A 26465-nucleotide genomic window follows, 5' to 3' on the forward strand; every position below is an offset into this window, starting at 1 on the left:
GCGGACTCCGAGGCAAAGCGGGTTCCGACATCCGCTTGGCAGCGCCTTTGCAAGACGAATGAAAAGATGTCAAGAACATTGCACCAGGAATTCGACGATCGGCAGGAATACGGCGCCGAAAAGCGGCCTCGAAGGTCACGACCTCCCCGATGGGGCTTGTGACGCCGATATCCCCGCTCCATCTACCGCTCAGCGCGTCAACCGTCTCGTTCGGCGCGCTGTGACCTGAGAGAACCGCCTGCGAAACTACGCTGCCGGTCAGCCGAAGGGGATGATCCTGCCCGGTTGTCCCCTCTCCAGCACGAGGAGACCGCGTTGACCACTCCAAACGGCGACCGGAGCGATCACAGCCCATGGAATTGGCTGCTTATCGTGCCGATCATCCTACCTTTAATTCCATTTCTTTACAATTCAGATGAACCTCGCCTTCTGGGGTTCCCGCTCTTCTACTGGCTCCAGCTCGCCTTCATCGCCATCGGTGTCGCATGCACCACAATCGTCTACCAGATGACCAAACGGCGGCGGTGACCGGATGAACGAGCACCTGACTGAGATCATCATCTTCACCGCGCTCTTCCTGCTCGTCAGCGGCATGGGTTTCGTGGCCGCGCGCTGGCGACGGCCGGAGAACCTGGCCAGCCTGGACGAATGGGGCCTCGGGGGTCGGAGTTTCGGCTCGTGGGTCACCTGGTTCCTGGTCGGGGGCGACCTGTACACCGCCTACACCTTCGTAGCCGTGCCCGCCCTCCTCTGGGGTGCGGGTGCCACGGGATTCTTCGCGGTGCCGTACACCATCGTCGTCTACCCGATCGTGTTCCTGGTGCTGATCCGCCTCTGGTCCGTCTCACACGTGCACGGCTTCGTGACCCCCGCCGACTTCGTCCGGGCCCGGTTCGACTCGCCCACGATGGCGTTGCTGGTCGCGATCACCGGGATCGTGGCGACGATGCCCTACATCGCGCTCCAACTGGTCGGCATCGAGGCGGTACTGAAGTCGATGGGCGTGACCGGCCACCTGCCGATCGTCATCGCCTTCGCGATCCTGGCCGCGTACACCTACCAGTCCGGCCTGCGTGCCCCGGCGCTGATCGCGTTCGTCAAGGACACGCTGATCTACATCGTGATCCTGGTCGCGATCATCGCGATCCCGGCCCGGCTGGGTGGCTGGGGCTCCATCTTCGACGCGGCCCAGGCCAAGTTCGATGCCACACCGGCCCCCGGGGACGGCATCCTGCTCAACGGGAACAACCAGCTCCAGTACGTCACGCTGGCATTGGGCTCCGCCCTGGCGCTGTTCCTCTACCCGCACAGCATCACCGGCGTACTGGCCTCCCGGAACCGGGACGTGATCAAGCGGAACATGTCCGCGCTTCCGGCCTACAGCCTGCTGCTCGGCCTGATCGCGCTGCTCGGCTACATGGCCATCGCCGCCGGAGTGAAGCCGATCGTCACCGAGGGCAAGCCCGACAACAACACGATCGTGCCGCAGCTGTTCGACCAGATGTTCCCCGACTGGTTCACCGGCATCGCCTACGCCGCGATCGGCATCGGGGCGCTGGTCCCGGCGGCCATCATGTCCATCGCGGCGGCGAACCTGTTCACCCGAAACATCTACAAGGAGTATCTGAAGCCGAACGCGAGCGACGCGGACGAAGCCCGCATTTCCAAGATCGTATCGCTGCTCGTCAAGGTCGGTGCGGTGCTGTGCATCCTGTTCCTGGACACGGGCTTCTCCATCGACCTGCAGCTCATCGGCGGTGTCATCATCCTGCAGACGCTCCCCGCCGTGGCACTCGGTCTCTACACCCGCTGGTTCCACCGCGGCGGCCTGATCGCCGGCTGGGTCGCAGGCATGACCGCCGGCATGCTCCTGCTCTACAACATCGGCAACCCCGCCATCGGCAAGCTCCACTTCGCCGGGTCGGCGTTCCCGCTGGAGAAACTGGGGCTGGACACCAAGACAACGATCTACGCGGGCGTTCTCGCTCTCGCGGTCAACCTGGCCGTCGCCGCGATCGGCACGGTCATCGCCCGCACCGCCGAACTGGCCGACGGTGACGACGCCACCCGGCCTGACCACTACTTCGCGGACGAGGGCGACCCCCGGATCAGGGACCTCGACCTCACCACACCCTGAATCCGGTCAGGCATTCTCGGCGCCGCCTGATGCACCCGCCCCGAGCGAGGCGGGGCGGCTGCATCAGCGGCACAGCACAAAAAAAGGGGCCCCCTCTCGGAACCCCCACCCCTGTACATGCCAAAAAAAGGGGGCCCGCACCAGCTCGGCCGGCACCACGCACAAAGAGGGCCCCGCTCCCCGGCCCCCACCCCCCAGGCCGCCCCTCCCGCACCCGCACCCGCACCCGCACAAAAAAAGGGGGCCCGCCCCCGGACCCCCTGACACACAAAAAAAGGGGGGCCCGCAAACCCCCCGGAACCCCATACAACCAAAAAAGAAGGGCCCCCCACCATCCCGGCCGGCCCCCCGCACACGCACACGCACACGCGCGAAAAAAGAAAAAAAGAGGGGGAGGAGCCCGTCCCCTCACGGGACAGACCCCTCCCCCTCACAACGATTGTCCGGCGGCGACCTACTCTCCCACACCGTCCCCGGTGCAGTACCATCGGCGCTGAAGAGCTTAACTTCCGGGTTCGGAATGTAACCGGGTGTTTCCCCTTCGCCATAACCGCCGTAACCCTATGAAACACACAACCCACCGGTTGCTGCCTCAGAATTGCCTAGTGGACGCGAGCACAACAAGACTGCTTCATGGTCAAGTCCTCGGCCTATTAGTACCGGTCAGCTCCACACATTACTGCGCTTCCACCTCCGGCCTATCAACCCGGTCATCTCCCGGGAGCCTTACCCCCTCACAGGGTGGGAGACCTCATCTCAAGGCGAGCTTCCCGCTTAGATGCTTTCAGCGGTTATCCCTTCCGAACGTAGCCAACCAGCCGTGCTCCTGGCGGAACAACTGGCACACCAGAGGTTCGTCCGTCCCGGTCCTCTCGTACTAGGGACAGCTCCTTTCAAGTCTCCTGCGCGCGCAGCGGATAGGGACCGAACTGTCTCGCGACGTTCTAAACCCAGCTCGCGTACCGCTTTAATGGGCGAACAGCCCAACCCTTGGGACCTACTCCAGCCCCAGGATGCGACGAGCCGACATCGAGGTGCCAAACCATCCCGTCGATATGGACTCTTGGGGAAGATCAGCCTGTTATCCCCGGGGTACCTTTTAGCCGTTGAGCGACGGCGCTTCCACATGCCACCGCCGGATCACTAGTCCCAGCTTTCGCTCCTGCTCGACCCGTCGGTCTCACAGTCAAGCTCCCTTGTGCACTTACACTCGACACCTGATTGCCAACCAGGCTGAGGGAACCTTTGGGCGCCTCCGTTACCCTTTAGGAGGCAACCGCCCCAGTTAAACTACCCACCAGACACTGTCCCTGATCCGGATCACGGACCGAGGTTAGACGTTCAAAACGACCAGAGTGGTATTTCACCAATGACTCCACCCGAACTAGCGTCCGAGCTTCACCGTCTCCCACCTATCCTACACAAGACGCTCCAAACGCCAATGTCAAGCTGTAGTGAAGGTCCCGGGGTCTTTCCGTCCTGCTGCGCGTAACGAGCATCTTTACTCGTAGTGCAATTTCACCGGGTCTGCGGTTGAGACAGCGGGGAAGTCGTTACGCCATTCGTGCAGGTCGGAACTTACCCGACAAGGAATTTCGCTACCTTAGGATGGTTATAGTTACCACCGCCGTTTACTGGCGCTTAAGTTCTCACCGTCGCCAGGCAAGCCTGGCTAAGCGGTCCCCTTAACGTTCCAGCACCGGGCAGGCGTCAGTCCGTATACATCGTCTTACGACTTCGCACGGACCTGTGTTTTTAGTAAACAGTCGCTTCCCCCTGGCCTCTGCGACCCCCACCAGCTCCGGACGCACGGTCCATCACCAGCGAAGGCCCCCCTTCTCCCGAAGTTACGGGGGCAATTTGCCGAGTTCCTTAACCACAGTTCACCCGATCGCCTTAGTATTCTCTACCTGACCACCTGAGTCGGTTTCGGGTACGGGCCGCCGCGACACTCACTAGAGGCTTTTCTCGGCAGCATAGGATCACCCACTTCGCCACAATCGGCTCGGCATCACATCTCAGGATACACGGACCGCGGATTTGCCTACGGTCCTCCCTACATGCTTACCCCAGGAACAACCATCGCCTGGGCTGGGCTACCTTCCTGCGTCACCCCATCGTTTACCTACTACCAGATCAGGCCAGGCGTTCACCCTGACGCCCGCTCCGAAGAGCAGACCGGGTTAAGGACCCTTAGTATCACTGGATTCAGTATGGGCGCATCACAGCGGGTACGGGAATATCAACCCGTTGTCCATCGACTACGCCTGTCGGCCTCGCCTTAGGTCCCGACTTACCCTGGGCGGATTAGCCTGCCCCAGGAACCCTTGGTCATCCGGCGCAGAAGTTTCTCACTTCTGATTCGCTACTCATGCCTGCATTCTCACTCGCACGGCCTCCACAACTGGGTCACCCCGCTGCTTCGCCGGCCGCACGACGCTCCCCTACCCATCAGCGTCTCTCAACCACAAAGGCTCGAGTCCATACGCTAATGCCACGACTTCGGCGGTGTACTTGAGCCCCGCTACATTGTCGGCGCAGAATCACTTGACCAGTGAGCTATTACGCACTCTTTCAAGGGTGGCTGCTTCTAAGCCAACCTCCTGGTTGTCACTGCGACTCCACATCCTTTCCCACTTAGCACACGCTTAGGGGCCTTAGTCGGTGATCTGGGCTGTTTCCCTCTCGACTACGGAGCTTATCCCCCGCAGTCTCACTGCCACGCTCTCACTTACCGGCATTCGGAGTTTGGCTGACGTCAGTAACCTTGTCGGGCCCATCGGCCATCCAGTGCTCTACCTCCGGCAAGAAACACGCGACGCTGCACCTAAATGCATTTCGGGGAGAACCAGCTATCACGGAGTTTGATTGGCCTTTCACCCCTAAACACAGGTCATCCCCCAGGTTTTCAACCCTGGTGGGTTCGGTCCTCCACGCGGTCTTACCCGCGCTTCAACCTGCCCATGCCTAGATCACTCCGCTTCGGGTCTACAGCATGCGACTCAAACGCCCTCTTCAGACTCGCTTTCGCTACGGCTCCCCCACACGGGTTAACCTCGCCACACACCATAACTCGCAGGCTCATTCTTCAAAAGGCACGCAGTCACATCACAGCCCTCCGAAGAGGACTACGCTCCTACGGCTTGTAGGCACACGGTTTCAGGTACTCTTTCACGACCCCTCACCGGGGCACTTTTCACCTTTCCCTCACGGTACTCGTGCACTATCGGTCATCAGGGAGTATTTAGGCTTACCAGGTGGTCCTGGCAGATTCACACAGGATTTCTCGGGCCCCGTGCTACTTGGGATCCCCTCCAGAAGCCCCCACGATTTCGCCTACCCGGCTCTCACGGTCTACGGCAGCCCTTCCCAGAGCTTTCGACTATCACAGAGGTTTATCACTTCTCACAGTCCCGGCAGAGACCGTCGGAGAGTCCCACAACCCCGCACACGCAACGCCCGCCGGCTCTCACACGTGCACGGTTTAGCCTCTTCCGCTTTCGCTCACCACTACTCACGGAATCACTATTTGTTTTCTCTTCCTACGGGTACTGAGATGTTTCACTTCCCCGCGTTACCACCAACCGCCCTATACATTCAGGCGGAGGCAACACCACATGACTGGTGCTGGGTTTCCCCATTCGGACATCCCCGGATCACCGTCTGGTTGGCGACTCCCCGGGGCTTAACGCAGCCTCCCACGTCCTTCATCGGCTCCTGATGCCAAGGCATCCACCGTGTGCCCTAAAAAACTTGGCCACAAAGATGCTCGCGTCCACTATGCAAATCTCAAACAACAAACAGCCACCGCACCCACCCACCCCGACACCGGAGCGGACGACACAGCCCTGTACACGAGGCGAAACAGACGAGCGAACCCCCGGCCATCCAACGACGACCTGCCGATCCGCCCTGAGTGTCCGTTCCCTCAGGACCCAACAGTGTGTTCGACCCAGCCCGGCCCCGACACGGCGTTCCCCCTCCCCCGCGATCACCATGACGGCGACCCCACGGGCGGTACTGACCGGCCAGCGACCCCGCTGAACCGACTAGCCAGTGCTCCACTAATGAGCGCGCCGTGTGCAGGACACGCGCCTGCAGACACGACATGAACCCGCGCCCCCACCCCGAAGAGGTGGAACCACGCGAGCCGACTGCTCCTTAGAAAGGAGGTGATCCAGCCGCACCTTCCGGTACGGCTACCTTGTTACGACTTCGTCCCAATCGCCAGCCCCACCTTCGACCGCTCCCCCCAGCAAGCTGGTTGGGCCACGGGCTTCGGGTGTTGCCGACTTTCGTGACGTGACGGGCGGTGTGTACAAGGCCCGGGAACGTATTCACCGCAGCGTTGCTGATCTGCGATTACTAGCGACTCCGACTTCATGGGGTCGAGTTGCAGACCCCAATCCGAACTGAGACCGGCTTTTAGGGATTCGCTCCGCCTCACGGCATCGCAACCCTCTGTACCGGCCATTGTAGCATGTTTGCAGCCCAAGACATAAGGGGCATGATGACTTGACGTCATCCCCACCTTCCTCCGAGTTGACCCCGGCAGTCTCCCATGAGTCCCCACCACCCCCGAAGGAGCGTGCTGGCAACATGGAACAAGGGTTGCGCTCGTTGCGGGACTTAACCCAACATCTCACGACACGAGCTGACGACAGCCATGCACCACCTGTCACCCGGTCCGAAGAGGGCTCTGTCTCCAGAGCTTTCCGGGCGATGTCAAGCCTTGGTAAGGTTCTTCGCGTTGCGTCGAATTAAGCAACATGCTCCGCCGCTTGTGCGGGCCCCCGTCAATTCCTTTGAGTTTTAGCCTTGCGGCCGTACTCCCCAGGCGGGGCGCTTAATGCGTTAGCTACGGCGCGGAAACCGTGGAAGGCCCCCACACCTAGCGCCCAACGTTTACGGCGTGGACTACCAGGGTATCTAATCCTGTTCGCTCCCCACGCTTTCGCTCCTCAGCGTCAGGTAAGGCCCAGAGAACCGCCTTCGCCACCGGTGTTCCTCCTGATATCTGCGCATTTCACCGCTACACCAGGAATTCCGTTCTCCCCTGCCTACCTCTAGCCAGCCCGTATCGAATGCAGACCTGGAGTTAAGCCCCAAGCTTTCACACCCGACGCGACAAGCCACCTACGAGCTCTTTACGCCCAATAATTCCGGACAACGCTTGCGCCCTACGTATTACCGCGGCTGCTGGCACGTAGTTAGCCGGCGCTTCTTCTGCAGGTACACGTCACCTTCGTCCCTGCTGAAAGAGGTTTACAACCCGAAGGCCGTCATCCCCCACGCGGCGTCGCTGCGTCAGGCTTCCGCCCATTGCGCAATATTCCCCACTGCTGCCTCCCGTAGGAGTCTGGGCCGTGTCTCAGTCCCAGTGTGGCCGGTCGCCCTCTCAGGCCGGCTACCCGTCGTCGCCTTGGTAGGCCGTTACCCCACCAACAAGCTGATAGGCCGCGAGTCCATCCCCAACCGAAACAACTTTCCACACGCATCCCATGCAGGAACGTGTCATATCCGGTATTAGACCCAGTTTCCCGGGCTTATCCCAGAGTCAGGGGCAGGTTACTCACGTGTTACTCACCCGTTCGCCGCTCGAGTACCCCGAAGGGCCTTTCCGCTCGACTTGCATGTGTTAAGCACGCCGCCAGCGTTCGTCCTGAGCCAGGATCAAACTCTCCAAACAATGTCTTCGAGTTCTCCCGGCTGAAAGCCCCCCGTCACCCCCCGGGACCGAAACGGCCCGGCGGACACGAGGGAACATCAACCAAAGGAATCCCATCCCCCCACCGGCCACAGACCGGCGAGTCGGACGGGGTTGTGCTTCATGCACTGGCTTTTAACACACTGTTGAGTTCTCAAGAAACGGACGCGTTCACCGGATGACCGACCCCTTTTTCACGGGGCCGAACGCCCGGGGCGTTCGTTTTTGTTTTGTTCTTTCGTTGTGCCGTTATTCTTTCAGGCCCGCTTTTTCGTGTCAAACCGACTCGATTTCGCCTGCCTGCCGAATTCCGGCGCTTCCCCTTTCGGGGCAACCCTTCTAAGCTACTTCATCATCCGGCTCATGTCGAATCAGGCCGGAGGGCGAGTGTGATCGGAAGGGAGCCCGAGGTCTCGACGGCACAGCCGTCCCCTCGGGTCTGGTGAACCTTACGAACCCCGCTCCCGATCGTCAAATCAGCCGCCCGGAGGCGCCGGAAAACCCGTTGCCCACCGGGAGGCGGCGGTCGCACGCTGGACGAATGAGGGTTCTCGAGGCTGTGGCGCTCGCCAAGAGGTTCGGTCCGGTGACGGCTGTGGAGGAAGTGAGCCTCACCGTCGCCCCAGGAGAGATCGTCGGGCTGCTCGGTCCCAACGGCGCCGGCAAGTCGACGACCCTGCACATGATTCTCGGCCTGATCACTCCTGATTCGGGGAGCATCCATATGTTCGGCCAGGAGTTGTCCAGGCACCGGACAGAAGTGCTCAGCCGCATTAATTTCGCGGCGAGTTACGTTGATCTGCCCGGTGTCCTGCATGTCCGGGAGGTGCTGGACTCCTTCGCCCGGCTGTACGGGCTGCGGAGACCACGGGTCCGGGTGGCGGAGGTCGTCGAACTGCTGGATCTGGGCAGGCTGTGCAGACGCCGTGTCATGGAACTCTCCTCCGGCCAGCGCACCCGGGTTCAGCTGGCCAAGGCGTTGATCAACGAGCCGAGCCTGCTCATCCTGGACGAGCCCACCGCGAACCTCGATCCCGACGCCGGTGACCGGATCCGCAACCTCCTGGTCCAGGTGGCCCGGGAGAACGGCCGGTCCATGCTCATCACCTCGCACAACATGCAGGAGGTGGAGCGGATGTGCGACCGCGTCCACTTCATGTCCGGAGGGCGGATCGTGGCCGGCGGCAGTGCCGCCGAGCTCACCGGCGTCTACGGAGCGGCGAGTCTGGAAGAGGTGTTTCTCAAGGTGGCGCGATCATGAATGTGGTGTTTCCCCCGCTCAGTCTCGCCGCCCGCCGGCGGCGGATCGGCGGTGTCGTCCTGCGCGACCTGGCCGCGCTGCGGCGAAGTCCGGTCCGGATGTTCGAGATCGTGTTCTGGCCGACGGTCGAGTTACTCGTCTGGGGTTTCGTGGCGACCTTCCTGCGGTCACAGCAGGTACCGTTCGTCGCCGTGTTCCTGCTGGGCGCGGTGCTCCTCTGGCAGGTGCTCCAGAAGGCCAGCAACGAGATCTCCATCGCCTTCCTGGAGGACATCTGGAGCAGGAACCTGCTGAACGTCCAGGTCAGCCCCCTGTCGAGCGTCGAGTACGTGATCGGGTTGATCGTGTTCTCACTCGGCAAGGTCGTCTTCGCCGTCCTGATCATGTCCGGACTGGCGTTCGCCCTGTACGGCTTCGGTGTCACGAGCCTGGGTGCGGGGCTGGTGCCGTTCATGGGGTTGCTGCTGGTGATGGGCTGGTCCCTGGGCCTGGTGGGCATCTGCGCGGTGCTGCGCTTCGGTGAGAACGCCCAGGTGATCGCGTGGTCCCTGGTCTTCGTCGTGCAGCCGCTGGCCGGGATCTTCTACCCGGTGGAGGTGTTGCCCGGCCCTCTCCAGATGGTCGCCTGGTGCCTGCCCGCCACTCACGTGTTCACGGGTATGCGGACCGTCCTGAACGGCGGAGCCGTGCCGTGGGAGAGTCTGGCCTGGGCGGCGGCACTGGACGTCGCCTATCTCGCCGCGGCCCTCGGGCTGTTCGCCTGGGCGCTGCGTCACGCCCGCGCCCGCGGTAGGTTGTCCCGCTTCGGCGAATAGGGGGATGGGGAACAGCGCGGGCTCCGGGGGGAGCAGTGCGGAGCGCGCACCGCCGGGCCGGGAGGTGGCACGGTCCGCGAAAGAGCACCACAAAAAAGGTATTCATCCCTCTTTCTGGGCAAAGGACGACTGCCCTGGAGGCGCCGTACGGCGGAAGGCCGGTCCCGGGGTTGCGGAATCGACGGCCGATCGACGAGCGGGGGTTTCGGAGAATGCCGGGGATGGTGCGGGGGACGGTCCACCAAGCGGCGGCCCGGGGTCGGGTGACGGGCCTGCGGGCGGCGGTCCGGCCCGCGAAGAAGGTGGCCGCGCGCGGGGCACTGTGGCTGCTGAACGTCCTCAACGCGAGGCGGGCGCTTCACGCCCCGGCACCGGACGCCGGAACGGTGCGGATCCTGCTGCAGCACGCGTACGGGATGGGCGGCACCATCAGGACCGTGCTCAACCTGGCGGGTTATCTGGCCCGCGAACGCGACGTGGAGATCGTCAGCGTGGTGCGGGTGGCGAAGGAGCCCTTCTTCCCACTGCCGCCGGGTGTGCGGGTGTCGTTCCTGGACGACAGGGTCGGGCGCCGGGGGCCGCTGGCCCGGCTGCTGTCGCGTTTCCCGAGTATGCTGACGCCGCCGCAGGAGAACGTCTACAAGGCGGTGTCCCTCTGGACCGACCTGCGTCTCCTCGGTTTCCTGCGGTCCATGCGGAACGGTGTGGTGATCTCCACGAGGCCGGGGCTCAACCTGATCACGGCGCTGTTCGCGCCACCCGGCGTCATCACGATCGGTCAGGAGCACGTGGCGCTGGACATGCACTCCCCCGAGGTCGTGCGGCTCATCAAACGGCGCTACGGCCGGTTCGACGCCTTCGTCACCCTCACCCAGGCGGACCTGGACCGCTACACCAGGACGCTGAAGAATCCGCCGGCGCGGTTGCTGCGCATCCCCAACGCGGTGCCCCCGCTGAAGGGCGACCTGTCGAAGCTGGAGGACAAGAGCGTCGTCGCCATCGGCAGGATCGTCCACGCCAAGGGCTTCGACCTGCTGGTCAAGGCGTGGAAGCAGGTCTCCGCGGCGCATCCGGACTGGGTGCTGCGCATCTACGGGCGTGGCAAGGCGGAGGCCGAGGCGCGGCTGCGCGCCAGGATCGAGGAGGCGGGCCTGTCGGGCTCGGTAGTGCTCATGGGCAGTTCCACGGAGATCGGCGCCGAGCTGGCCAAGTCGTCGATCCACGTGGTCAGCTCACGCTACGAGGGGTTCAGCATGACGATCCTGGAGGCGATGAGCAAGGGCGTGCCCACGGTGAGCTTCAGGTGTCCCCACGGCCCCGGCGAGATCATCACGCACGAGCACGACGGCCTGCTCGTGCCGCCGAAGAAGCCGGCGGCCCTCGCCGAGGCCATCTGCCGGCTGATCGAGGACCGGGAGCTGCGCCACCGGCTCGGCCGCAACAGCACCCTGACGGCGGCCCAGTACGACCTGGACGTCGTCGGCGCCTGCTGGGACCGCCTGCTGTCGGACCTGGCCGGGCGGCCGTCCCGTCAGAACGGACCGGCCGCGGAGGCGGCCCCGACTCCGGCGACAAGGGATATGCAACCGGTCTGAAAGCAAAATTCCGGTAATCTGCCGCACGTCTCCAGGAGGTGGCAGGTGGCCGAAGCAGGTGCCATTGCGGTGCCGGGCTACGAGGTGTCCGGCGTGCTCGGCCAGGGTGGTTTCGGGATCGTCTACCGGGCCCGGCAGCTGGCCGTGGACCGTGAGGTCGCGCTCAAGGTCGACAACCGGGTGCTGGTCTCCGAGCGGGACCGGCGCCGGTTCATGCGCGAGGTGACCTCCGCGGGTGCCCTGTCCGGCCACCCGCACGTCGCGCACGTCTACGACGCGGGGGTCCTGCCCGACGGCCGCCCCTACATGGTCCTGGAGCTGTGCCCGGGCGGCTCTCTGCTGGACCGGATGCGCGCCGAGGGACGGCTGTCCCCGGCCGAGGTCGCCGACATCGGTGTCCGCATCGCCGACGCCCTGGCGGCGGCGCACGCCGCCGGGGTGCTGCACCGCGACATCAAACCGGCCAACATCCTGATCAACCGGTACGGCAACGTGGTGCTCTCCGACTTCGGCCTGGCGACCATGCCCTCTCCCGGCGGTGAGGCCTCGGTGACACGCGAGTCGCTCACCCCGGCCTACGCTCCGCCGGAGGCGTTCGAGCTGTCGGAGCCCGCCGCGGTGGGCGACGTCTACTCCCTGGCCGCCACGCTGTACGCGCTGCTGTCGGGGCGTCCGCCGCGGTTCCCGGAGAGCGGTGTGGTCAACATCGCGATCATCATGGCCCTGCACCGCCTTCCCGTCCCCGATCTGCCGGACGTCCCGGCGGAGCTCACCGCCGTGCTGCGGCAGGCCATGGCGACCGACCCCGCGCAGCGCACCCCGTCCGTGGCCGCCCTGCGGGACGCCCTGAGCGACCTGCGCCTGGAGCGGGAGGCCGGAGGTCCGCGGGCGGTCCCCCGACCTCCCACTCCCGCCCCGCGGTCCTCCACCCTCCCCGGCCCGCCGTCGTTCCCCGGGGCGGGCCCGGGGGCGGGGGCTCCGCACGCGCTCCCGTACGCTCCGGCGGCGTCCACGCACGGTGTCCCCGGGATGGTCCCCGGGATGCCGCCCCCCGGGCCGGGCGGCGAGCCGGTGCGCGCGCACCTGACCGCGCCGGGCGCTCGGGCGATGTCCGGTACCCGGGCGGCGGAGACGTTCACCGAGCGGCCCGCCCTGGCCAACGCGTGGGTGTTCCTCGCGGTGGCCGTGGCCTTCCTGATCCTGCTGATGGCCGGGATCGGGCTGATGGTCATGGAGAACGGCGACCAGGGGCCGCCCGCCCGGCAGGGGCAGACGGGCACGTAGGCGGCTCCCCTCGCCCCCTCCCCTTACCGGACGGTCACCCACCCGCGCCGTTTCCCCTCATCCCCCCTTACTCCGCCCCCCTCTCACGCTTTCCATCCGCGGCAGGGGCAGACTGTGATTCCTGGCCGCGGTTACAGAGAGGTTGCGGAAGATGACACAGGCGAAGATCGGCGTGACAGGGCTGGCTGTGATGGGTGCGAACCTCGCCCGCAACCTGGCCAGGCACGGGCACACGGTGGCGGTGCACAACAGGTCGCACCGGCGGACCAAGGCCCTCATCGAGGATCACGGGCACGAGGGGGACTTCGTCGCCTGTGAGACCCCGGAGGACCTCGTCGCGGCGCTGGAACGGCCCCGGCGCATTCTGATCATGGTGAAGGCGGGAGCTCCGACCGATGCGGTGATCGAGGAGTTCACACCTCTGCTCGAACCGGGCGACATGCTGGTGGACGGCGGCAACGCCCACTTCGCCGACACCCGCCGCCGCGAGGCCGCGCTACGTGAGCGGGGCATCCACTTCGTCGGCGCGGGGGTCTCCGGCGGTGAGGAGGGGGCGTTGCTCGGGCCGAGCATCATGCCCGGCGGCTCCCGGGAGTCGTACGAGGCGCTGGGCCCGATGCTGGAGGACATCGCGGCGAAGGTGGACGGCGTGCCCTGCTGCACCCACATCGGCCCCGATGGCGCCGGGCACTTCGTCAAGATGGTGCACAACGGTATCGAGTACGCCGACATGCAGCTCATCGCCGAGGCGTACGACCTTATCCGGCAGGGGTTGGGTCGCTCCCCCGCCGAACTGGCGGACATCTTCGCGGCGTGGAACGAGGGTGAGCTGTCCTCGTACCTGATCGAGATCACCGCTGAGGTGCTGCGTCAGGTCGACGCGGCCACCGGCGCGCCGCTCGTCGACGTGATCGCCGACCGGGCGGAGCAGAAGGGCACCGGCCGCTGGACCGTGCAGATCGCGCTGGACCTGGGCGTGCCGGTGAGCGGCATCGCCGAGGCGGTGTTCGCCCGTTCGCTCTCCGGTCACGCGGACCTGCGGGCGGCGGCGCGCGCGCTGCCCGGCCCGTCGGGCGCTCCCGCGGCGCCTGTGGGTGAGGACTTCGTGGAGGACGTGCGGCGGGCACTGTACGCCTCGAAGATCGTCGCCTACGCCCAGGGCTTCGACCAGATCAGGGCGGGCAGCGCGGAGTACGGCTGGGACGTCGACCCGGGCGCGCTGGCCACGATCTGGCGTGGCGGCTGCATCATCCGGGCCGTCTTCCTCGACCGCATCCGGGAGGCGTACGAGGCGGAGAGCACTCCGGTCACGCTGCTGACCGCGCCGTACTTCGCGCAGGCGCTGACGGTCGCGCAGGACTCGTGGCGGCGGGTGGTGGCCAGGGCCGCCGAGCTGGGCGTCCCGGTGCCGGGTTTCTCGACCGCGCTGGCCTACTACGACGCGCTGCGTGCCGAGCGGCTGCCGGCCGCCCTGATCCAGGGCCAGCGTGACTTCTTCGGTGCGCACACCTACGAGCGGGTGGAGCGCGAGGGGTCGTTCCACACCCTGTGGTCGGGTGACCGCACGGAGGTGGAGGCCTGAGAGCCGCCCGCACGGGCCGGGCGGCGGAGTTCCCGTGCCGCCCGGCCCGTGCGGGCCCGGTGTCCGGTCGTCACCGGGCCCGCCGGGTCACGGTCACGCCCCGGGGCGTGACCCCGACTGTGATCCCGGTCGTGACCGGGGTCGTGGTCCGGGCGGGCCGGGGTGGTCACCGGGCCGGGGCGAGAGCGGGGAGCAGCGCGAAGGCGTGGTCGGCGGCGGCCACCGCCGCGGGATGGATCCGGTCGGCGCTCTCCCCCTCGACCAGCCTGAGCCAGTTCCGGCGGGCCAGCACCCGCTGCACGGTGAGGACCTGCCCCGCCACGACGCGCGCGGTGAGCTCGTCGGTGAGCTCACCGAGCGCGTCGGCCAGCATCTCCTCGTCGAGGGCCATGTAGTGGAAGAGGCGTGCGGTCAGGCCGGGCGTGGAGAAGATCATCCGGTGGTAGGCGAGCACCTCGGGGTGGTCGTTGAGCCCCGTCACCGGGTCGCGCCGGTCGAGCCCGTCCCGGAAGTGACGGTGCAGCGCGGCCAGCGGCGCCTCACCCGGCCCTCGCTCGCGCACGACCCGGGCCGCCTCGCCCTGGTGGTCGGCGATCCGGTGCAGCACGAGGTCTTCCTTGGTGGCGAAGTACTTGAACAGGGTGGGTTTGGAGACCCCCGCCGCCGCCGCGATCTCGGTGACCGGCACCTCGTCGAAGCCGCGCTCCAGGAACAGCGCGATCGCCGCCGCGGAGATCGCCTCGTGGACCTGCCGCTTCTTGCGTTCCCTGAGCCCCGTCACCTTCTCATCCTAACAGGGTGCCAACTCGGTTAATCTTTTAACCGAGTTAACGATTCTGGGGGTGAGTGGATGACCGGCACGGAACTGGACCGGGAACTGGCCTACCTGGCCGAGTGCAGGGCCGCCATGCGGCGGATGGTGGAGGACGCGCGGCTGAACGTCGTCGTCGGCGAACACGTGGCGGGTGACCGCTACAGCGCGGAGCGGCTCGGACGCCACCTGAAGAGCCTCGCCAAGCAGCTCGGCGAGGAGCCGGACGGACCGGTCTTCTTCGGCCGCCTCGACTTCGCCACCGGTGAGCACGCCGGGCGGCGCTACTACATCGGCAGGCGGCACGTCTCCGCCGGCACCGGGCGGCAACCGCTGGTGCTCGACTGGCGCGCACCCGTCTCCCGGGTCTTCTATCAGGCCGGAGCCCGCGACCCGCAGGGGTTGCGCGTGCGGCGCCGCTTCGGCTGGTCATGGCGGCCGGTCGCGCTGACCGGCTTCGAGGACGAGCACCTCGGCCGGGGCGACGACACGGGCACGGCGAGCCGGATCGTGGCGGCCGAGATCGAACGGCCCCGCGTCGGGCCGATGCGCGACATCGTCGCCACCATCCAGCCCGAGCAGGACGAACTGGTCCGCGCCGGGCTCGACGACTCGATCTGCGTCCAAGGCGCGCCGGGGACCGGGAAGACCGCCGTGGGGCTGCACCGGGCCGCCTATCTGCTCTACGCCCACCGGCAACGGCTCGAACGCGCCGGCGTGCTGGTCCTCGGCCCCAACCAGGCCTTCCTCGGCTACATCTCGGCCGTGCTGCCCTCCCTGGGCGAGGTCGACGTCGAGCAGACGACCGTGGAGCGGCTGCTGACACGCGGGCCGGTGCGCGGCGCCGACCGGGAGGACGCCGTGCTCGTCAAGCATGACGCCCGCATGGCGACGGTGCTGCGGCGGGCGCTCTACGCGCGGGTGACCGCCCCGGCGGAGCCGCTCGCCGTCCCCGACGGCCCCCACCGCCGGCGCGTGCGCGAGGAGGAACTGCGCGACATCGTGGCGGGTGTCCTGCGGGAGGAGATCCCGTACGGGGTCGGGCGCGAGCGCGTGCTGGCGCGGATCGTCGCCGTCCTGCGGCGGCAGGCCGAGGCGCGCGGGCAGACCTGCGGAGCCGCCTGGAGCCGGAAGACGGGCAGGGCGGTCGCCGGGTACCTCGGCACCGTGTGGCCGGCCGTGACACCGGAGGAGGTCGTGGCCGGGCTGCTCGGTGACCCGGAGGCGCTGGCCGGTGCCGCGGAGGGGATCCTCACGCCGGAGGAGCAGGCGGCGATCCTGTGGCGGCGGCCCCCGCGCTCGGCCGGGAGCGCGCGGTGGTCGGCGGCCGACATGGTGCTGCTGGACGAGGTCGCGGGGCTGCTGGAACGCCCCCGGGGGTACGGCCACGTCATCGTCGACGAGGCGCAGGACCTGTCGCCGATGCAGTGCCGGGCGGTCGCCCGCAGAAACGAGCACGGTTCCCTCACCGTGCTCGGCGACCTGGCGCAGGGCACCGCCCCCTGGGCCGCCCGCGACTGGCGTGACCGGCTCGGGCACCTGGGCAAGCCGGACGCCCAGCTGATCGCACTGACCACCGGCTACCGGGTGCCCGCCGTCGTCGTCGAGATCGCCAACCGGCTGCTGGCGGAACTGGCCGTGGACGTGCCCGCCACCCGTTCGTTCCGCGCCGACGGCCGGCTCCGGGTCCACCGGGCGGGCGGCGGCCCCGCCGGCCTCTCCGCCGCCGTGGTCGCCGCGGTGCGCGACGCCCTCGGCCACGACGGCTCGATCGCGGTGATCACCTCCGACGACGCCCTCGGCCCGGTGACGGCGGCGCTGCGGTCCTCCGGCGTCGAGGTCGCCGACCTGGACGGCGGCACGGCCGTCGGCCGGGTGACCGCCGTGCCCGCTTCGCTGGCCAAGGGGCTGGAGTACGACCACGTGGTGCTGGTCGAACCGGCGGAGATCGTCGGGGCCGGGGCCCGGGGCCCCCACCGGCTGTACGTCGCGCTGACCCGCGCCGTCTCGCGGCTGGACGTGCTGCACGCCGGCCCGCTCCCGGACTGGTTCCCGCAGCCCGCCGGGACGGCCGTCGCCGGGCCTGGCCGCTGAGCCGCCCGGGGACGGGGAAAGCGGACCGGGGGCGGGGGGCGGGGGGCGGGGCCCGGTTCAGGGGGTTCGCACGAAGTGGGCCAGGAAGTGCATCCGTTCGATCATCCCCATGTCCGGGGTGAACGGCATGACCCACGTCTCCAGGCCCCGCAGCCGCCCGCCCATGAGGTAGGGGCAGCACGACAGGCCGGTGCGGCGTTCCACCACGCCCGCGTCGGTGATCTCGGTCAGTGTGTACTCCCGGGGACGCACGCGCTCCTGGACGATCCAGATGTCCGGCCCGGAGGCGCGGGCGGCGGGCCCGGAGCGGCCGGCCTCCAGCAGCGCGCACCATTCGCCGGCGGACAGGTTGCAGCCGAAGTGGACGTCCTTGGCCTGGTGGGAGTCGGCCTTCTTCAGCACGAAGTCGCCCCGGTCGCGCCGTACGAGCAGCAGTTCCTCCGGGTCGAGCAGGGTCAGGACGCGGGTCCACGGCACGAGGGCGTCCACCGCCGCGCCTTCCTCGTCCGTCAGCGTGGCGGGGCGGGCACCGGGGTCGCTCAGCCAGGCGAGGAAGAGCTTGGACGACAGGGGGGACAGGCTCACCGGCACGGTGCAGCCGCGTGTCGCCGGTGCGAGACGGGAGAGCAGGGCGGCGAACCGTTCGCGGTCGCGGTTCACCGTGAAGATCGAGCAGGACCGGTGGAGGTAGGCCGCGCGGCCGGCGGGCGGCGCCGGCGGCGGATCGCCCGCGTAGTGGACGGTGTGCCGTACCTGCCGGTGGCCGCGGTTGAGGAAGTCGATCGACGGGGCCAGTTCCCGGCGCGTGGCCTCGTCGTCCTTCATGATCCAGTGGATGTCGCAGGGCTCGCCCTCCGACAGGTCGAGGAAGTGGCGCCGCAGCCCCTCCATCGGGCGGCCGGTGCGCAGGAGGTCGTCCGGGACGCGGAACAGGTCGGCGGCGATCGTCCACATGTCGTCGGGTCGTTCGTGCCCGGCGGCCGCGGTGTCGAAGTTGGTCTCCACCACCTTGGGGCCGTCCGGGGCGAGTATGACGTCGGGGCGCCCGAAGAGGTGGCGGGAGACGTCCCGCGACGGGGGCGCCTCGGCGGGCAGGGCCGGCCAGTCGAGGTAGTGGTCGTCGACGATCCGTCCCAGGTGCTCGTACTCCCCGGGGCACCGGCCGGTCCGGGCGGCGTCGAGCGCCTTGAGGTGCGCGCGGAAGAGCGCCCGCAGCGCCGACTCGAAGCGTTCCAGCGACGACGCCTCCGACCAGGCGGGGACCAGCAGGGTGTCGGGTGTCTCGTGCCCCCAGGCGGTGCGGCGGAGCCGGGCCCGGAAGTCCTTCAGCAGCAGTTCGGGGGCCGTGTCCGCCGGGAGGCTCAGGAAGTGGGGTGACGGGTCCACGGCGGCTCCTCGACCAGCAGCGGAGGTTGCATGAAACCCCGGCGGCCGACGTTGGTCGTCTCCTCGGCCGAGGTGCGCACGATCAGCCCGGCCGGTTCGCCGGTGAGCAGGAAGCAGGCCAGCGAGGTGTGGACGGTGGCCGAGTCGCGGGTGACGCTCCGCTCCGGGGCGGCGAACTCCTGGAGGACGTGGTCGTCTCCCGGCGGTTCGGCCCGCGCCGCCGCCAGCGCGGCGCGCCACCGGTCACCGGGCGTGCAGTGGCCGATCAGCAGGCTGCGGCCCCGGGTGTCCAGGGAGCGCTTGAGCACGTAGCGCTCCCGGTGGGCGGCGGCCTCGGCCAGTTCGCCCGCGTCGAGGTGGCGGACCAGGCGGGTGCGGGGGACGAGTTCCCTGACGAGTTCCAGCTCCTCGCGGCCGGCGTACTCGCGGAACAACGGGCTCCACAGGAACGCCAGCGTGCTCTTCTGCTCCGGCAGGTACATGCTGGGCAGCGAGTTCACCGAGAACACCGCCGACGCCCGGTAGGCGTCCAGGTAGGCGCGGACCTCGGCGGTGGTGCGGCTGAAGGCGCACTCGAACGCCTCCGGCCCCCGCGAGTCGTCGTACTTGTTGTAGACGACGTGCACCGGGACGCCGTCGTGGTGCAGGGAGCGCCCGTCGAACCGCAGGTCCTCGACGAAGCAGCGCACCGTGGTGCAGCCCTGCTCGCGGAACTGCGCGGCGATGTGGTCGAGCTCGGTGGTCATGGTGAGGTGGCGGCTGTTGAGCACCGCGACGTTGTCCCCCCGTTCCAGGGCCCCGGCCCGCCGTGCGGCGGTGAGCACGGCCCGCGCGAAGGCGCCCGGCTCCTCGAGCGTGACCGGCACCGGCCTCAGGCCCGCCTCGCGCAGCCGGGCCAGGGTGCGGCTGCGCCGCAGCAGCAGGGCGAAGTGGGGGACGAAGGTGGCGGCGGCCGGGGAGTGGGTGTTCAGCTCGTAGATGCGGGGACCGCCTGCCGCGTCCAGTGTGAAGTCGTAGCGGCAGTACTGGATGCGCGGCCGGTAGTGGGCACCCATCCGGATGAGCTCGTCATGCCGGGGGGCGAGGCGGAAGAAGTCGCGTACGGCGGGTTCGGCGAGGTACAGGTCGATGACCCGCTCGACGATCTCGAAGAGCCGCCGGAAGCGGTCGCCCATCCGGGCGTAGGCCGATGTGGTGATCACATAGGGCAGCGCCTCGAAGGGGATGGGCCTGCTCTCGTGACGGATGCCGTGGGCGTCCAGGTGGGCGGCGTGGTCGGCGGAGTCGTCGCGGGCGGCCTCCCCCGGCACCAGACCGGCGAATTCACGATCGATCAGATTCCGCCCGCCGCGCCGTTTCAGCTCATGGGTCAGCGCCGTGACCGCGGAAGACGAATCCGGCTCGTTCACACCTCACAGTTACCATCCTCAAGATGTGAGTCAACCCCTGTCGCGGGGCGGGCGTGATTCCTTATCCTGCGTGGCGATGGGCATCAGAATTCTGCGTGAAGAGGCCGAGGCGTTTCGGCGCGCCGCCGGAGGCGTGACCGTGTTCGAGCCGCGCCACCGAACGCGCGGGGACGTGTTCGCGGGCAAGTACCTCGACGTCCCCGGCGGCCGGGCGATCGACCTCTCCGGGCTGGACTACCTCGCTCTGGGCTCGGATCCGCAGGTCAAACGGGTGATGGCCGAAAGCCTCGAACGCCATGACTGCGGAATCCCGGGAAGCGAGGCCATTATCCAGACCGGCCAGTCGCATCTTCTGGAGCAGGAACTGGCCCGTTTCCATCTCGGGTGCGGAACGGCGATCACCTTCAGCTCCGGGTATTCCACCAACTTCTCGTTGATGGAGGCCCTGGGCCTGCGGACGAACAGTCATTTCATTCGCATGCATCGGGACGCCTTTCCCGTGCCCGCGACCGAACCCGCACCCACGATCTTCTTCATGGACGGCGACCTGCATTTCTCCGCACGGCACGGTATTCGTTTCGCCTCCCGGCTGAACGAGGGGGCGTGCGTGGCCCACACCTATCGGACGGGCGACATCGGCCATCTGGCGGCCCTCCTGCGGCGGTCGATGGACTCCCACGGCGACCGCGCCGTACGGGTCATCCTCACCGACACCCTGGAGTCCGCCACCGGCCGCGAGTTCGACATGGCCGAGCTGTGCCGCCTGGCGGAGGAGTGGGACTGCCTGGTCTACGCGGACGAGGCGCACGCGGTCGGCGTCCTCGGCCCCCGGGGACGCGGCGTCACCGCCAAGGTGGCGGACTTCGAGCGTTACCGCGACCGGCTGGTGATCATGGGGACGCTGACCAAGGTGTTCTGCCAGCCGGGCGGGTACGCGGCGGTCGGCGACCCCGGGCTGGCGACGCTGCTGAAGTTCTGCAGCCCCCAGCATGTCTTCTCCGCTCCCGTCCCGCCCTGGATCGCGGCGGCGACGGTCCGGCTGATCGGGATGGTGGCCGGCGAGTACGGGGAGACCCGCCGCGAACGGCTGCGCGCCGTCGCGCGGCATGCCCGCCTGCGTCTCGCCGAGACCGGGTTCGACCTGGTGGGCGACGTCACGGCGGACACGCCCATCGTCGCGATCCCGTTGCGCGTTCCCCGCCTGGGCGGTCGGGTGCTGGAGTTCCTGCGCCGGGAGGGGTTCGTCGTGTCCGTCTTCCAGAAGCCCCTGATGCCGGCCGGGCGGGAGGTGCTGAGGCTGGCGGTGCGCGCCGACCTCGAGATGGAGGAGGTGGAGGGACTCGTCCAGGCGCTGGTCCGGTGCCGCGAGGCGCTGCCCTTCACCGGGAGCGGCTGACCTGCCGGGTTTCCCCGGTCCGGCGGACACGCCCCTGCGGCAAATTTCACACCAAATGCACCTTTTATCCAGGTATTGCCTTGAGGCGACCTGGACTTTAATGCTGGAAATCACTGGAATTCAGCGGAGACTGGTGGAACTCCTGTTACGCTCCGGGCCGTGAGTGATTCACTGGACGCGCTGGAACGGCGGATAGCCGAGCTGCGCGCGGAGGTGCGGCGGGCCGTCGCGGCGCGGGAGAACGCGCTCGCCCGCTCCCTCCGCGGCGACCTGCGCCGCGCCGAGCAGGCGTGGGACGCCGCGGTCACCGCCGAAGCGCCGCCGCGTCCGCGGGAGGCCGAGGTCTCGCTGATGCCCATCAGGGAGCAGGTCCACCAGGCGCTCGCCCTGCTGGGCGTGCCCACCTCGGCCAAGCTGGTCGTGGCGGTGAACGCCGCGTTCTTCGCCCGCGAGTTGCGCGGCTCCCAGCTCACCAGCCTCCGGCGCGACGAGGAGCGGTCCTTCCGGAGCGACCCCTACGCCAGGCCGTACTACCTGTGCGCCGCCCTGACCGACCGCCTCTCCCCCGCCCGCGGGCTGCTCGCCGACAGCACGTGGCCGACGGAGCTGCGGGTGCTGGGGCCGCTCAGCCCGCGCGTGCACTTCCTCACCTCCACGATGCGCATCGCCGAACACCTGACCCGGCTGGCGGAGCCTCCCGCGGGGGCGGTGCGCCTGCTGTCGCGGATGGCGCAGAACATCCCGGGCGCCGCCGCGGGTTTCGCCCCGGCCGACCCGGTGATCGCGCTCCGCGCGGCCGGCGCCGAACTGGAGGTGCACCGGGCCGCCGACGCCGCCCAGCGGTCCGAGGTCGCGGCGCGCGCGGCGAGACAACTGTCGGACGTGGAGCGCCTGTTCGGCGTCACCGCGATGAACACCCTGAGGGGGGCCTGTTGAAGATCGGGCGGGACGAGGGAGCCGGTCCGTGAACCGCCTCCAGGAGCGGGCCTTCCTGAACAGGTTGGAGGAGCTGCGCGGGCCGGTGCCGGCACGTCCGCACGACGCGCGGGCCATCGCGGCGCTGGCCGCCAACCCCGGCTGCGCCCGCCGCTCCGTGATGGACGCCGCGGGGATCGACAAGGACCGCACGGCCAGGCATGTGGGCTTCCCCGCCCCCTTCGGCCAGTCGCAGTTCGCCATCACCCGCGGGAACGGGTTCGAGGCGCTGGTCAAGGAGAACGGCTGCGCCGAACTGCTGCGCGTCCTGCGCGAGCTGCTCGGGCTGCCCATTCCCCAGGTCGGCTACCGGGACGTGGAGAGCGTCGGCTCCCACCTGCGTCACTCCCACACCCGGGCACTGATCGACCACGCGGCGCGCGAGGAGGAGGGCACGGCGGTCTTCTACGACCACCCGCTGTTCAGCCTGGAGATCGCCGGGCACACGTCCTACCTGGAGCCGGACGTGGTGGCCTTCCAGGTCGGCGGGCGCTTCCACATCGTGGAGATCAAGTCGTTCGCCCTGGTCGACGGCCAGGCCGAACCGGAGAAGGTCGCGGCGGCGGCCCGGCAGGCGGCGGTGTACGTGCTGGCGCTGCGCACGCTCCTGGCCGACCTGGGGCACGATCCGGAGCGCGTCTCGCACGACGTGGTCCTCATCTGCCCGGAGAACTTCGCCAACCGCCCGGCCGGGGCGCTGGTCGACGTGCGCAAGCAGCTGGCGGTCCTCACCCGGCAGCTCACCCGGATGACCCGGGTGGAACACCTGCTCTCGGGCCTGCCCGAGGGCCTCACCTTCGACCTGGCCCCCGGCGAGGACGGGACGCCGACCCGTTCGGCGGAGGAACTGGCCGAGGCGCTGCGCCGGGTGCCGGCCCGCTACGCCCCCGACTGCCTGGCGACGTGTGACATGTGCATGTTCTGCCGCGACGAGGCCCGCGGGTGCGGCTCCACCGAGCTGCTCGGCCGCCAGGTCCGCGACCAGCTGGGCGGGGTCTCACGGGTGAGCGAGGCGCTGGGCCTGGCCGAGGGCACGCTGGAGCCGGCCGAGGGCCAGGAGGAGATCGCCGAGCTGCTGCGGCTGGCGAACCGGCTGCGTGAGGAGTCACTGCGGTGACCGCCGTCCGGCGCGGGCCGGTGGAGGAGGCGCCGTGAGCACGTTGACGGCCCTGGCACGGCTGCGGGCCGCCCGGGACGGCGTGGCGCAGCGGATCACCACGGTCCGGCACTGTCACATCGCCGACCGGCCGATGGTCCTCGTCCCGCTCAGGCTCGCGGGTGAGAGCGCGGCGCCGCTGGCCGCGATGGTGGGCACCGATCCAGACCACCCGCGGCTGCTCGTCGTCCCCCAGCCGCGCAACCGCGACCTGCGCTTCGCCTTCGCCGCCGGGCTGGCCGAGGTGCTGCTGCCCTACGTCGAGGGGTTCCAGAAGACCACCGAGACGGTCGAGCGCCGCGGCGGCGAGCCGTACGAGCGGTGCCTGGACGCGCCGCAGATCATCGTGCCGAACCGCCCGGCGGCCTCGTTCACCGGGCTGCTCGGGCGCTCCACCCGGTTCCGGCGGGCCGACGGCCCCTACCCGGTGCACCCGTCGGTGCCCGTGCTCGGCCGGTGGCTGACCTACTTCGCCGACCGGTCGCACCAGCCGGGCTCCTGCCTGCTGCTGACCGCCACCGAGGCGCTGGCCCAGCACTGGGCGACCGGGCAGAGCGGGCTGGAGGACTCCAACCTGGCGGCGCTGATGGGCTGGATCGACCCGCCGGTCGGGATGTCCGGGCCGCAGGCCGCCGAGGAGGCGGAGGATCCGCTGCTCTGGCCGCCGGCCGGGCCCACCACCGACCCGGGTTTCGACAACGAGGTGCTGGCCCCCGCCATCGCCGCGTACGAGGAGGCGCCGACCGAACGCGCCGTCGAGCGGATCGCCCAGGCGCTGCGCACCCAGCTCGACCCGACCTGGCGGCTGATGTGGCGGGCGGTCGGCCTGCTGCGGCGCCTGCCCGAGGGGGAACGGGTCAAGGACCGCTGGGAGGCCGACCGCGGATCGTTCACCCGGTTCGTCGAACGGATCGCCGAGGGCGGGCCGCCCCAGGCGCGCCGGGACGGCGCGGTCGGCGCCGCCGCGCGGCTGGCCGGGATGGAACGGGCCCAGGCGAGCTACGACGTGCAGCGGGCCTACGACGATCCACTGATCATGGCCGAGTACCGGCTGAGCGGCGAGGCCTTCGCCGGGACGGTCACGTACGCCGACCCCGAGCACACCGAGGGCGAGGGCCGCTCCCGCAAGCTGCGTCCCCTGGTCACGGTCGAGACCGCAGACCCGGTGCGGCTGATGCCCGGCACCACGGTCGGCAGCCCCGACCGGCGCGGCCACGCCGCCGAGATCGTCGAGATCTCCGGCGGGGAGATCGTATTGAAGATCGTCAAGGGGATGGGGCGGAGCAAGACCCCGGCGCCGGGGTCGGTCCCCGGGCCGGGCGAGCAGGTCTGCTACACCTCGCTGACGGACGACTTCCAGTCGTCGGCGGCGCTCCCCGACCCCGAGCAGACGCCGTGGACCCACGGCGGCCCGCCGCAGGAGTACGTGGCCGACGACGACGCGCAGGAGGAATGGTCATGAGCCCTCACCGGGCGGCGGAGCACGCGGCGGGCCGCGGCGGGAGCGGCGTGACACCCCAGTGGGAGGCCGCGGCCGTGGTCGAGGCGGTCCTGGCCGACCTGCCCCGGCATCGCGGCGTGGTCGTCGACTCGCCCCCCGGCGCGGGCAAGTCCACCCTGGTGGTCAGGGCGGCCGGGCACATCGCCCGGACCGGCGAGCCGCTGATGATCGTCGCGCAGACGAACGAGCAGGTCGACGACCTGGTCGACCGGCTCGCGGTCGAACACCCCGACCTGACGATCGGCCGTCTGTCGGCCGGCGGCTACATCACGCCGGGCCGCGTCCTCGCCCACCCGAACGTCTCCGTGGCGGGCAAGCTGCCCGACCTGGGCGACCCGGCCGTGGTGATCGCCACCGCCGACAAGTGGGCCTGGGTCGGCGACCGGACCTGGCCGTGGGCGATCGTCGACGAGGCGTACCAGATGCGCTCGGACAAGCTGCTGCGCATCGCCTCGCTCTTCGAGCGGGCGCTGTTCGTGGGCGATCCCGGCCAGCTCGACCCGTTCTCGATCGTGGACGGCGACCGCTGGGCGGGTCTGTCGTGGGACCCGGTGCAGAGCGCGGTCTCGGTGCTGCTGCGGCACAACCCCGACCTGCCGGTGCACCGGCTGCCGGTCTCCTGGCGGCTGCCCGCGTCGGCGGCGCCGGTGGTCTCCGAGGCGTTCTACCCGTTCACCGGGTTCCGCGCGGGGACGGGCCACGCCGACCGGTCGCTGGAGCTCACCGTGGACGGCATGCGCACCTCCTACGACCGGGCGCTGGAGGAGGCCGCCGCGTCGGGTTGGGCCCTGTACGAGCTGCCGAGCCGGCACACGGTGCGGACGGACGCCGAAGCCGTCCAGGCGACGGCGGTGCTGGCGGTGCGGCTGCTGCAGCGGGGGCCGGTCGCGCACTCCGAGCGCGGCAGCCACCGGGTCACGGCCGACCGGATCGCCATCGGGGCCGCCCACCGCGACCAGGTCGCCGCGATCCGCGCCGCCGGGGTGCCGGAGGAGATCACGGTGGACACCGCCAACCGCCTGCAGGGCCGGGAGTACGACGTGACGTTCGTGCTGCACCCGCTCTCCGGGCGGCGCGACGCCACCGCGTTCCACCTGGAGTCGGGACGGCTGTGCGTGCTCACCTCGCGGCACCGCCACGCCTGCGTGGTGGTCGCCAGGGCGGGGATCCCCGAGCTGCTCGACTCCCACCCCTCCGCCGAGCCGGTCCCGCTCGGCGTGCCGGTGAAGTTCCCCGACGGGTGGGAGGCCAACCAGGCGGTGCTGGCACACCTCTCCAAGCACCGGGTGACCCCCGCCGGTTAGCCGCGCGGGCGGTCGCGCTCCATCGGGCACGACGGCCACGGCCGGCGGGGAC

Annotated in this window: 16 protein-coding genes and 3 rRNA genes; 13 read left to right on the plus strand and 6 right to left on the minus strand. The window is 68.9% G+C overall.

Annotation, left to right across the window (positions count from 1 at the left end):
* The first annotated feature begins 315 nt into the window (after positions 1-315).
* The gene (locus F4562_RS03480) at positions 316-528 is read left to right on the plus strand and encodes a DUF3311 domain-containing protein (protein WP_184548695.1); all 213 of its coding nucleotides are present in this window, start codon (positions 316-318) and stop codon (positions 526-528) included.
* Positions 529-532: 4 nt separating this feature from the next.
* Positions 533-2137, plus strand: coding sequence for a monocarboxylate uptake permease MctP (gene mctP / locus F4562_RS03485; protein ID WP_184548697.1), 1605 nt, complete (start codon positions 533-535; stop codon positions 2135-2137).
* Positions 2138-2578: 441 nt separating this feature from the next.
* Here the strand turns inward: mctP and rrf are convergent.
* The 3 genes from rrf to F4562_RS03500 form a co-directional block, all read right to left on the minus strand.
* Positions 2579-2695, minus strand: a 5S ribosomal RNA gene (rrf, locus tag F4562_RS03490).
* A gap of 75 nt (positions 2696-2770) precedes the next feature.
* Positions 2771-5896, minus strand: a 23S ribosomal RNA gene (locus tag F4562_RS03495).
* A gap of 406 nt (positions 5897-6302) precedes the next feature.
* A 16S ribosomal RNA gene (locus tag F4562_RS03500) occupies positions 6303-7826 on the minus strand.
* The 16S, 23S and 5S rRNA genes sit together here, the layout of an rRNA operon.
* 559 nt (positions 7827-8385) lie before the next feature.
* Here F4562_RS03500 and F4562_RS03505 point away from each other — a divergent pair.
* The 5 genes from F4562_RS03505 (at position 8386) to gnd (ending at position 14381) form a co-directional block, all read left to right on the plus strand.
* Complete coding sequence (locus F4562_RS03505) at positions 8386-9105, plus strand: ABC transporter ATP-binding protein (RefSeq protein ID WP_184545181.1); 720 nt, start codon at positions 8386-8388, stop codon at positions 9103-9105.
* Complete coding sequence (locus F4562_RS03510) at positions 9102-9920, plus strand: ABC transporter permease (RefSeq protein WP_184545183.1); 819 nt, start codon at positions 9102-9104, stop codon at positions 9918-9920. Before F4562_RS03505 ends, F4562_RS03510 begins: the two co-directional genes overlap by 4 nt.
* 221 nt (positions 9921-10141) lie before the next feature.
* Positions 10142-11515: a glycosyltransferase family 4 protein gene (locus tag F4562_RS03515; protein WP_184545185.1), complete on the plus strand. Its 1374-nt coding sequence runs from the start codon at positions 10142-10144 to the stop codon at positions 11513-11515.
* 45 nt (positions 11516-11560) lie between these two features.
* On the plus strand, positions 11561-12799 hold the full coding sequence (locus F4562_RS03520; protein ID WP_221207569.1) for a serine/threonine-protein kinase: 1239 nt from the start codon (positions 11561-11563) through the stop codon (positions 12797-12799).
* Between the two features lie 151 nt (positions 12800-12950).
* Entirely contained in the window at positions 12951-14381 is a 1431-nt protein-coding gene (gnd, locus tag F4562_RS03525) for an NADP-dependent phosphogluconate dehydrogenase (RefSeq protein ID WP_184545187.1), read from the plus strand.
* Positions 14382-14547: 166 nt separating this feature from the next.
* Here the strand turns inward: gnd and F4562_RS03530 are convergent, their stop codons facing one another.
* The gene (locus F4562_RS03530) at positions 14548-15162 is read right to left on the minus strand and encodes a TetR/AcrR family transcriptional regulator (protein ID WP_184545189.1); all 615 of its coding nucleotides are present in this window, start codon (positions 15160-15162) and stop codon (positions 14548-14550) included.
* Positions 15163-15231: 69 nt separating this feature from the next.
* Between F4562_RS03530 and F4562_RS03535 the strand changes: the two genes are divergently transcribed.
* Complete coding sequence (locus F4562_RS03535) at positions 15232-17286, plus strand: HelD family protein (RefSeq protein ID WP_184545191.1); 2055 nt, start codon at positions 15232-15234, stop codon at positions 17284-17286.
* Between the two features lie 57 nt (positions 17287-17343).
* On the opposite strand, the gene F4562_RS03540 is transcribed toward F4562_RS03535, so the two are convergent.
* Entirely contained in the window at positions 17344-18672 is a 1329-nt protein-coding gene (locus F4562_RS03540) for a hypothetical protein (protein ID WP_184545200.1), read from the minus strand.
* Positions 18648-20081: a hypothetical protein gene (locus tag F4562_RS03545; RefSeq protein ID WP_184545202.1), complete on the minus strand. Its 1434-nt coding sequence runs from the start codon at positions 20079-20081 to the stop codon at positions 18648-18650. Before F4562_RS03545 ends, F4562_RS03540 begins: the two co-directional genes overlap by 25 nt.
* Before the next feature lie 76 nt (positions 20082-20157).
* On the opposite strand from F4562_RS03545, the gene F4562_RS03550 reads away from it, so the two are divergent.
* The 5 genes from F4562_RS03550 to F4562_RS03570 all read left to right on the plus strand — a co-directional run bounded on the left by F4562_RS03550 (position 20158) and on the right by F4562_RS03570 (position 26413).
* A complete protein-coding gene (locus tag F4562_RS03550; protein ID WP_184545204.1) occupies positions 20158-21477 on the plus strand; it encodes an aminotransferase class I/II-fold pyridoxal phosphate-dependent enzyme in 1320 nt (439 codons plus the stop codon).
* A 159-nt stretch (positions 21478-21636) separates the two neighbouring features.
* On the plus strand, positions 21637-22413 hold the full coding sequence (locus F4562_RS03555) for a hypothetical protein (RefSeq protein WP_184545206.1): 777 nt from the start codon (positions 21637-21639) through the stop codon (positions 22411-22413).
* Positions 22414-22441: 28 nt separating this feature from the next.
* On the plus strand, positions 22442-23569 hold the full coding sequence (locus tag F4562_RS03560; protein ID WP_311734172.1) for a hypothetical protein: 1128 nt from the start codon (positions 22442-22444) through the stop codon (positions 23567-23569).
* Between the two features lie 34 nt (positions 23570-23603).
* Positions 23604-25070, plus strand: coding sequence for a hypothetical protein (locus F4562_RS03565; protein ID WP_184545208.1), 1467 nt, complete (start codon positions 23604-23606; stop codon positions 25068-25070).
* Positions 25067-26413 carry an AAA family ATPase gene (locus tag F4562_RS03570; RefSeq protein ID WP_246473342.1) on the plus strand — a complete coding sequence of 449 codons (1347 nt, stop codon included), beginning with the start codon at positions 25067-25069 and terminating at the stop codon, positions 26411-26413. Before F4562_RS03565 ends, F4562_RS03570 begins: the two co-directional genes overlap by 4 nt.
* Positions 26414-26465: the final 52 nt, after the last annotated feature.

Source organism: Streptosporangium becharense, from assembly GCF_014204985.1.
Lineage (GTDB): Bacteria > Actinomycetota > Actinomycetes > Streptosporangiales > Streptosporangiaceae > Streptosporangium > Streptosporangium becharense.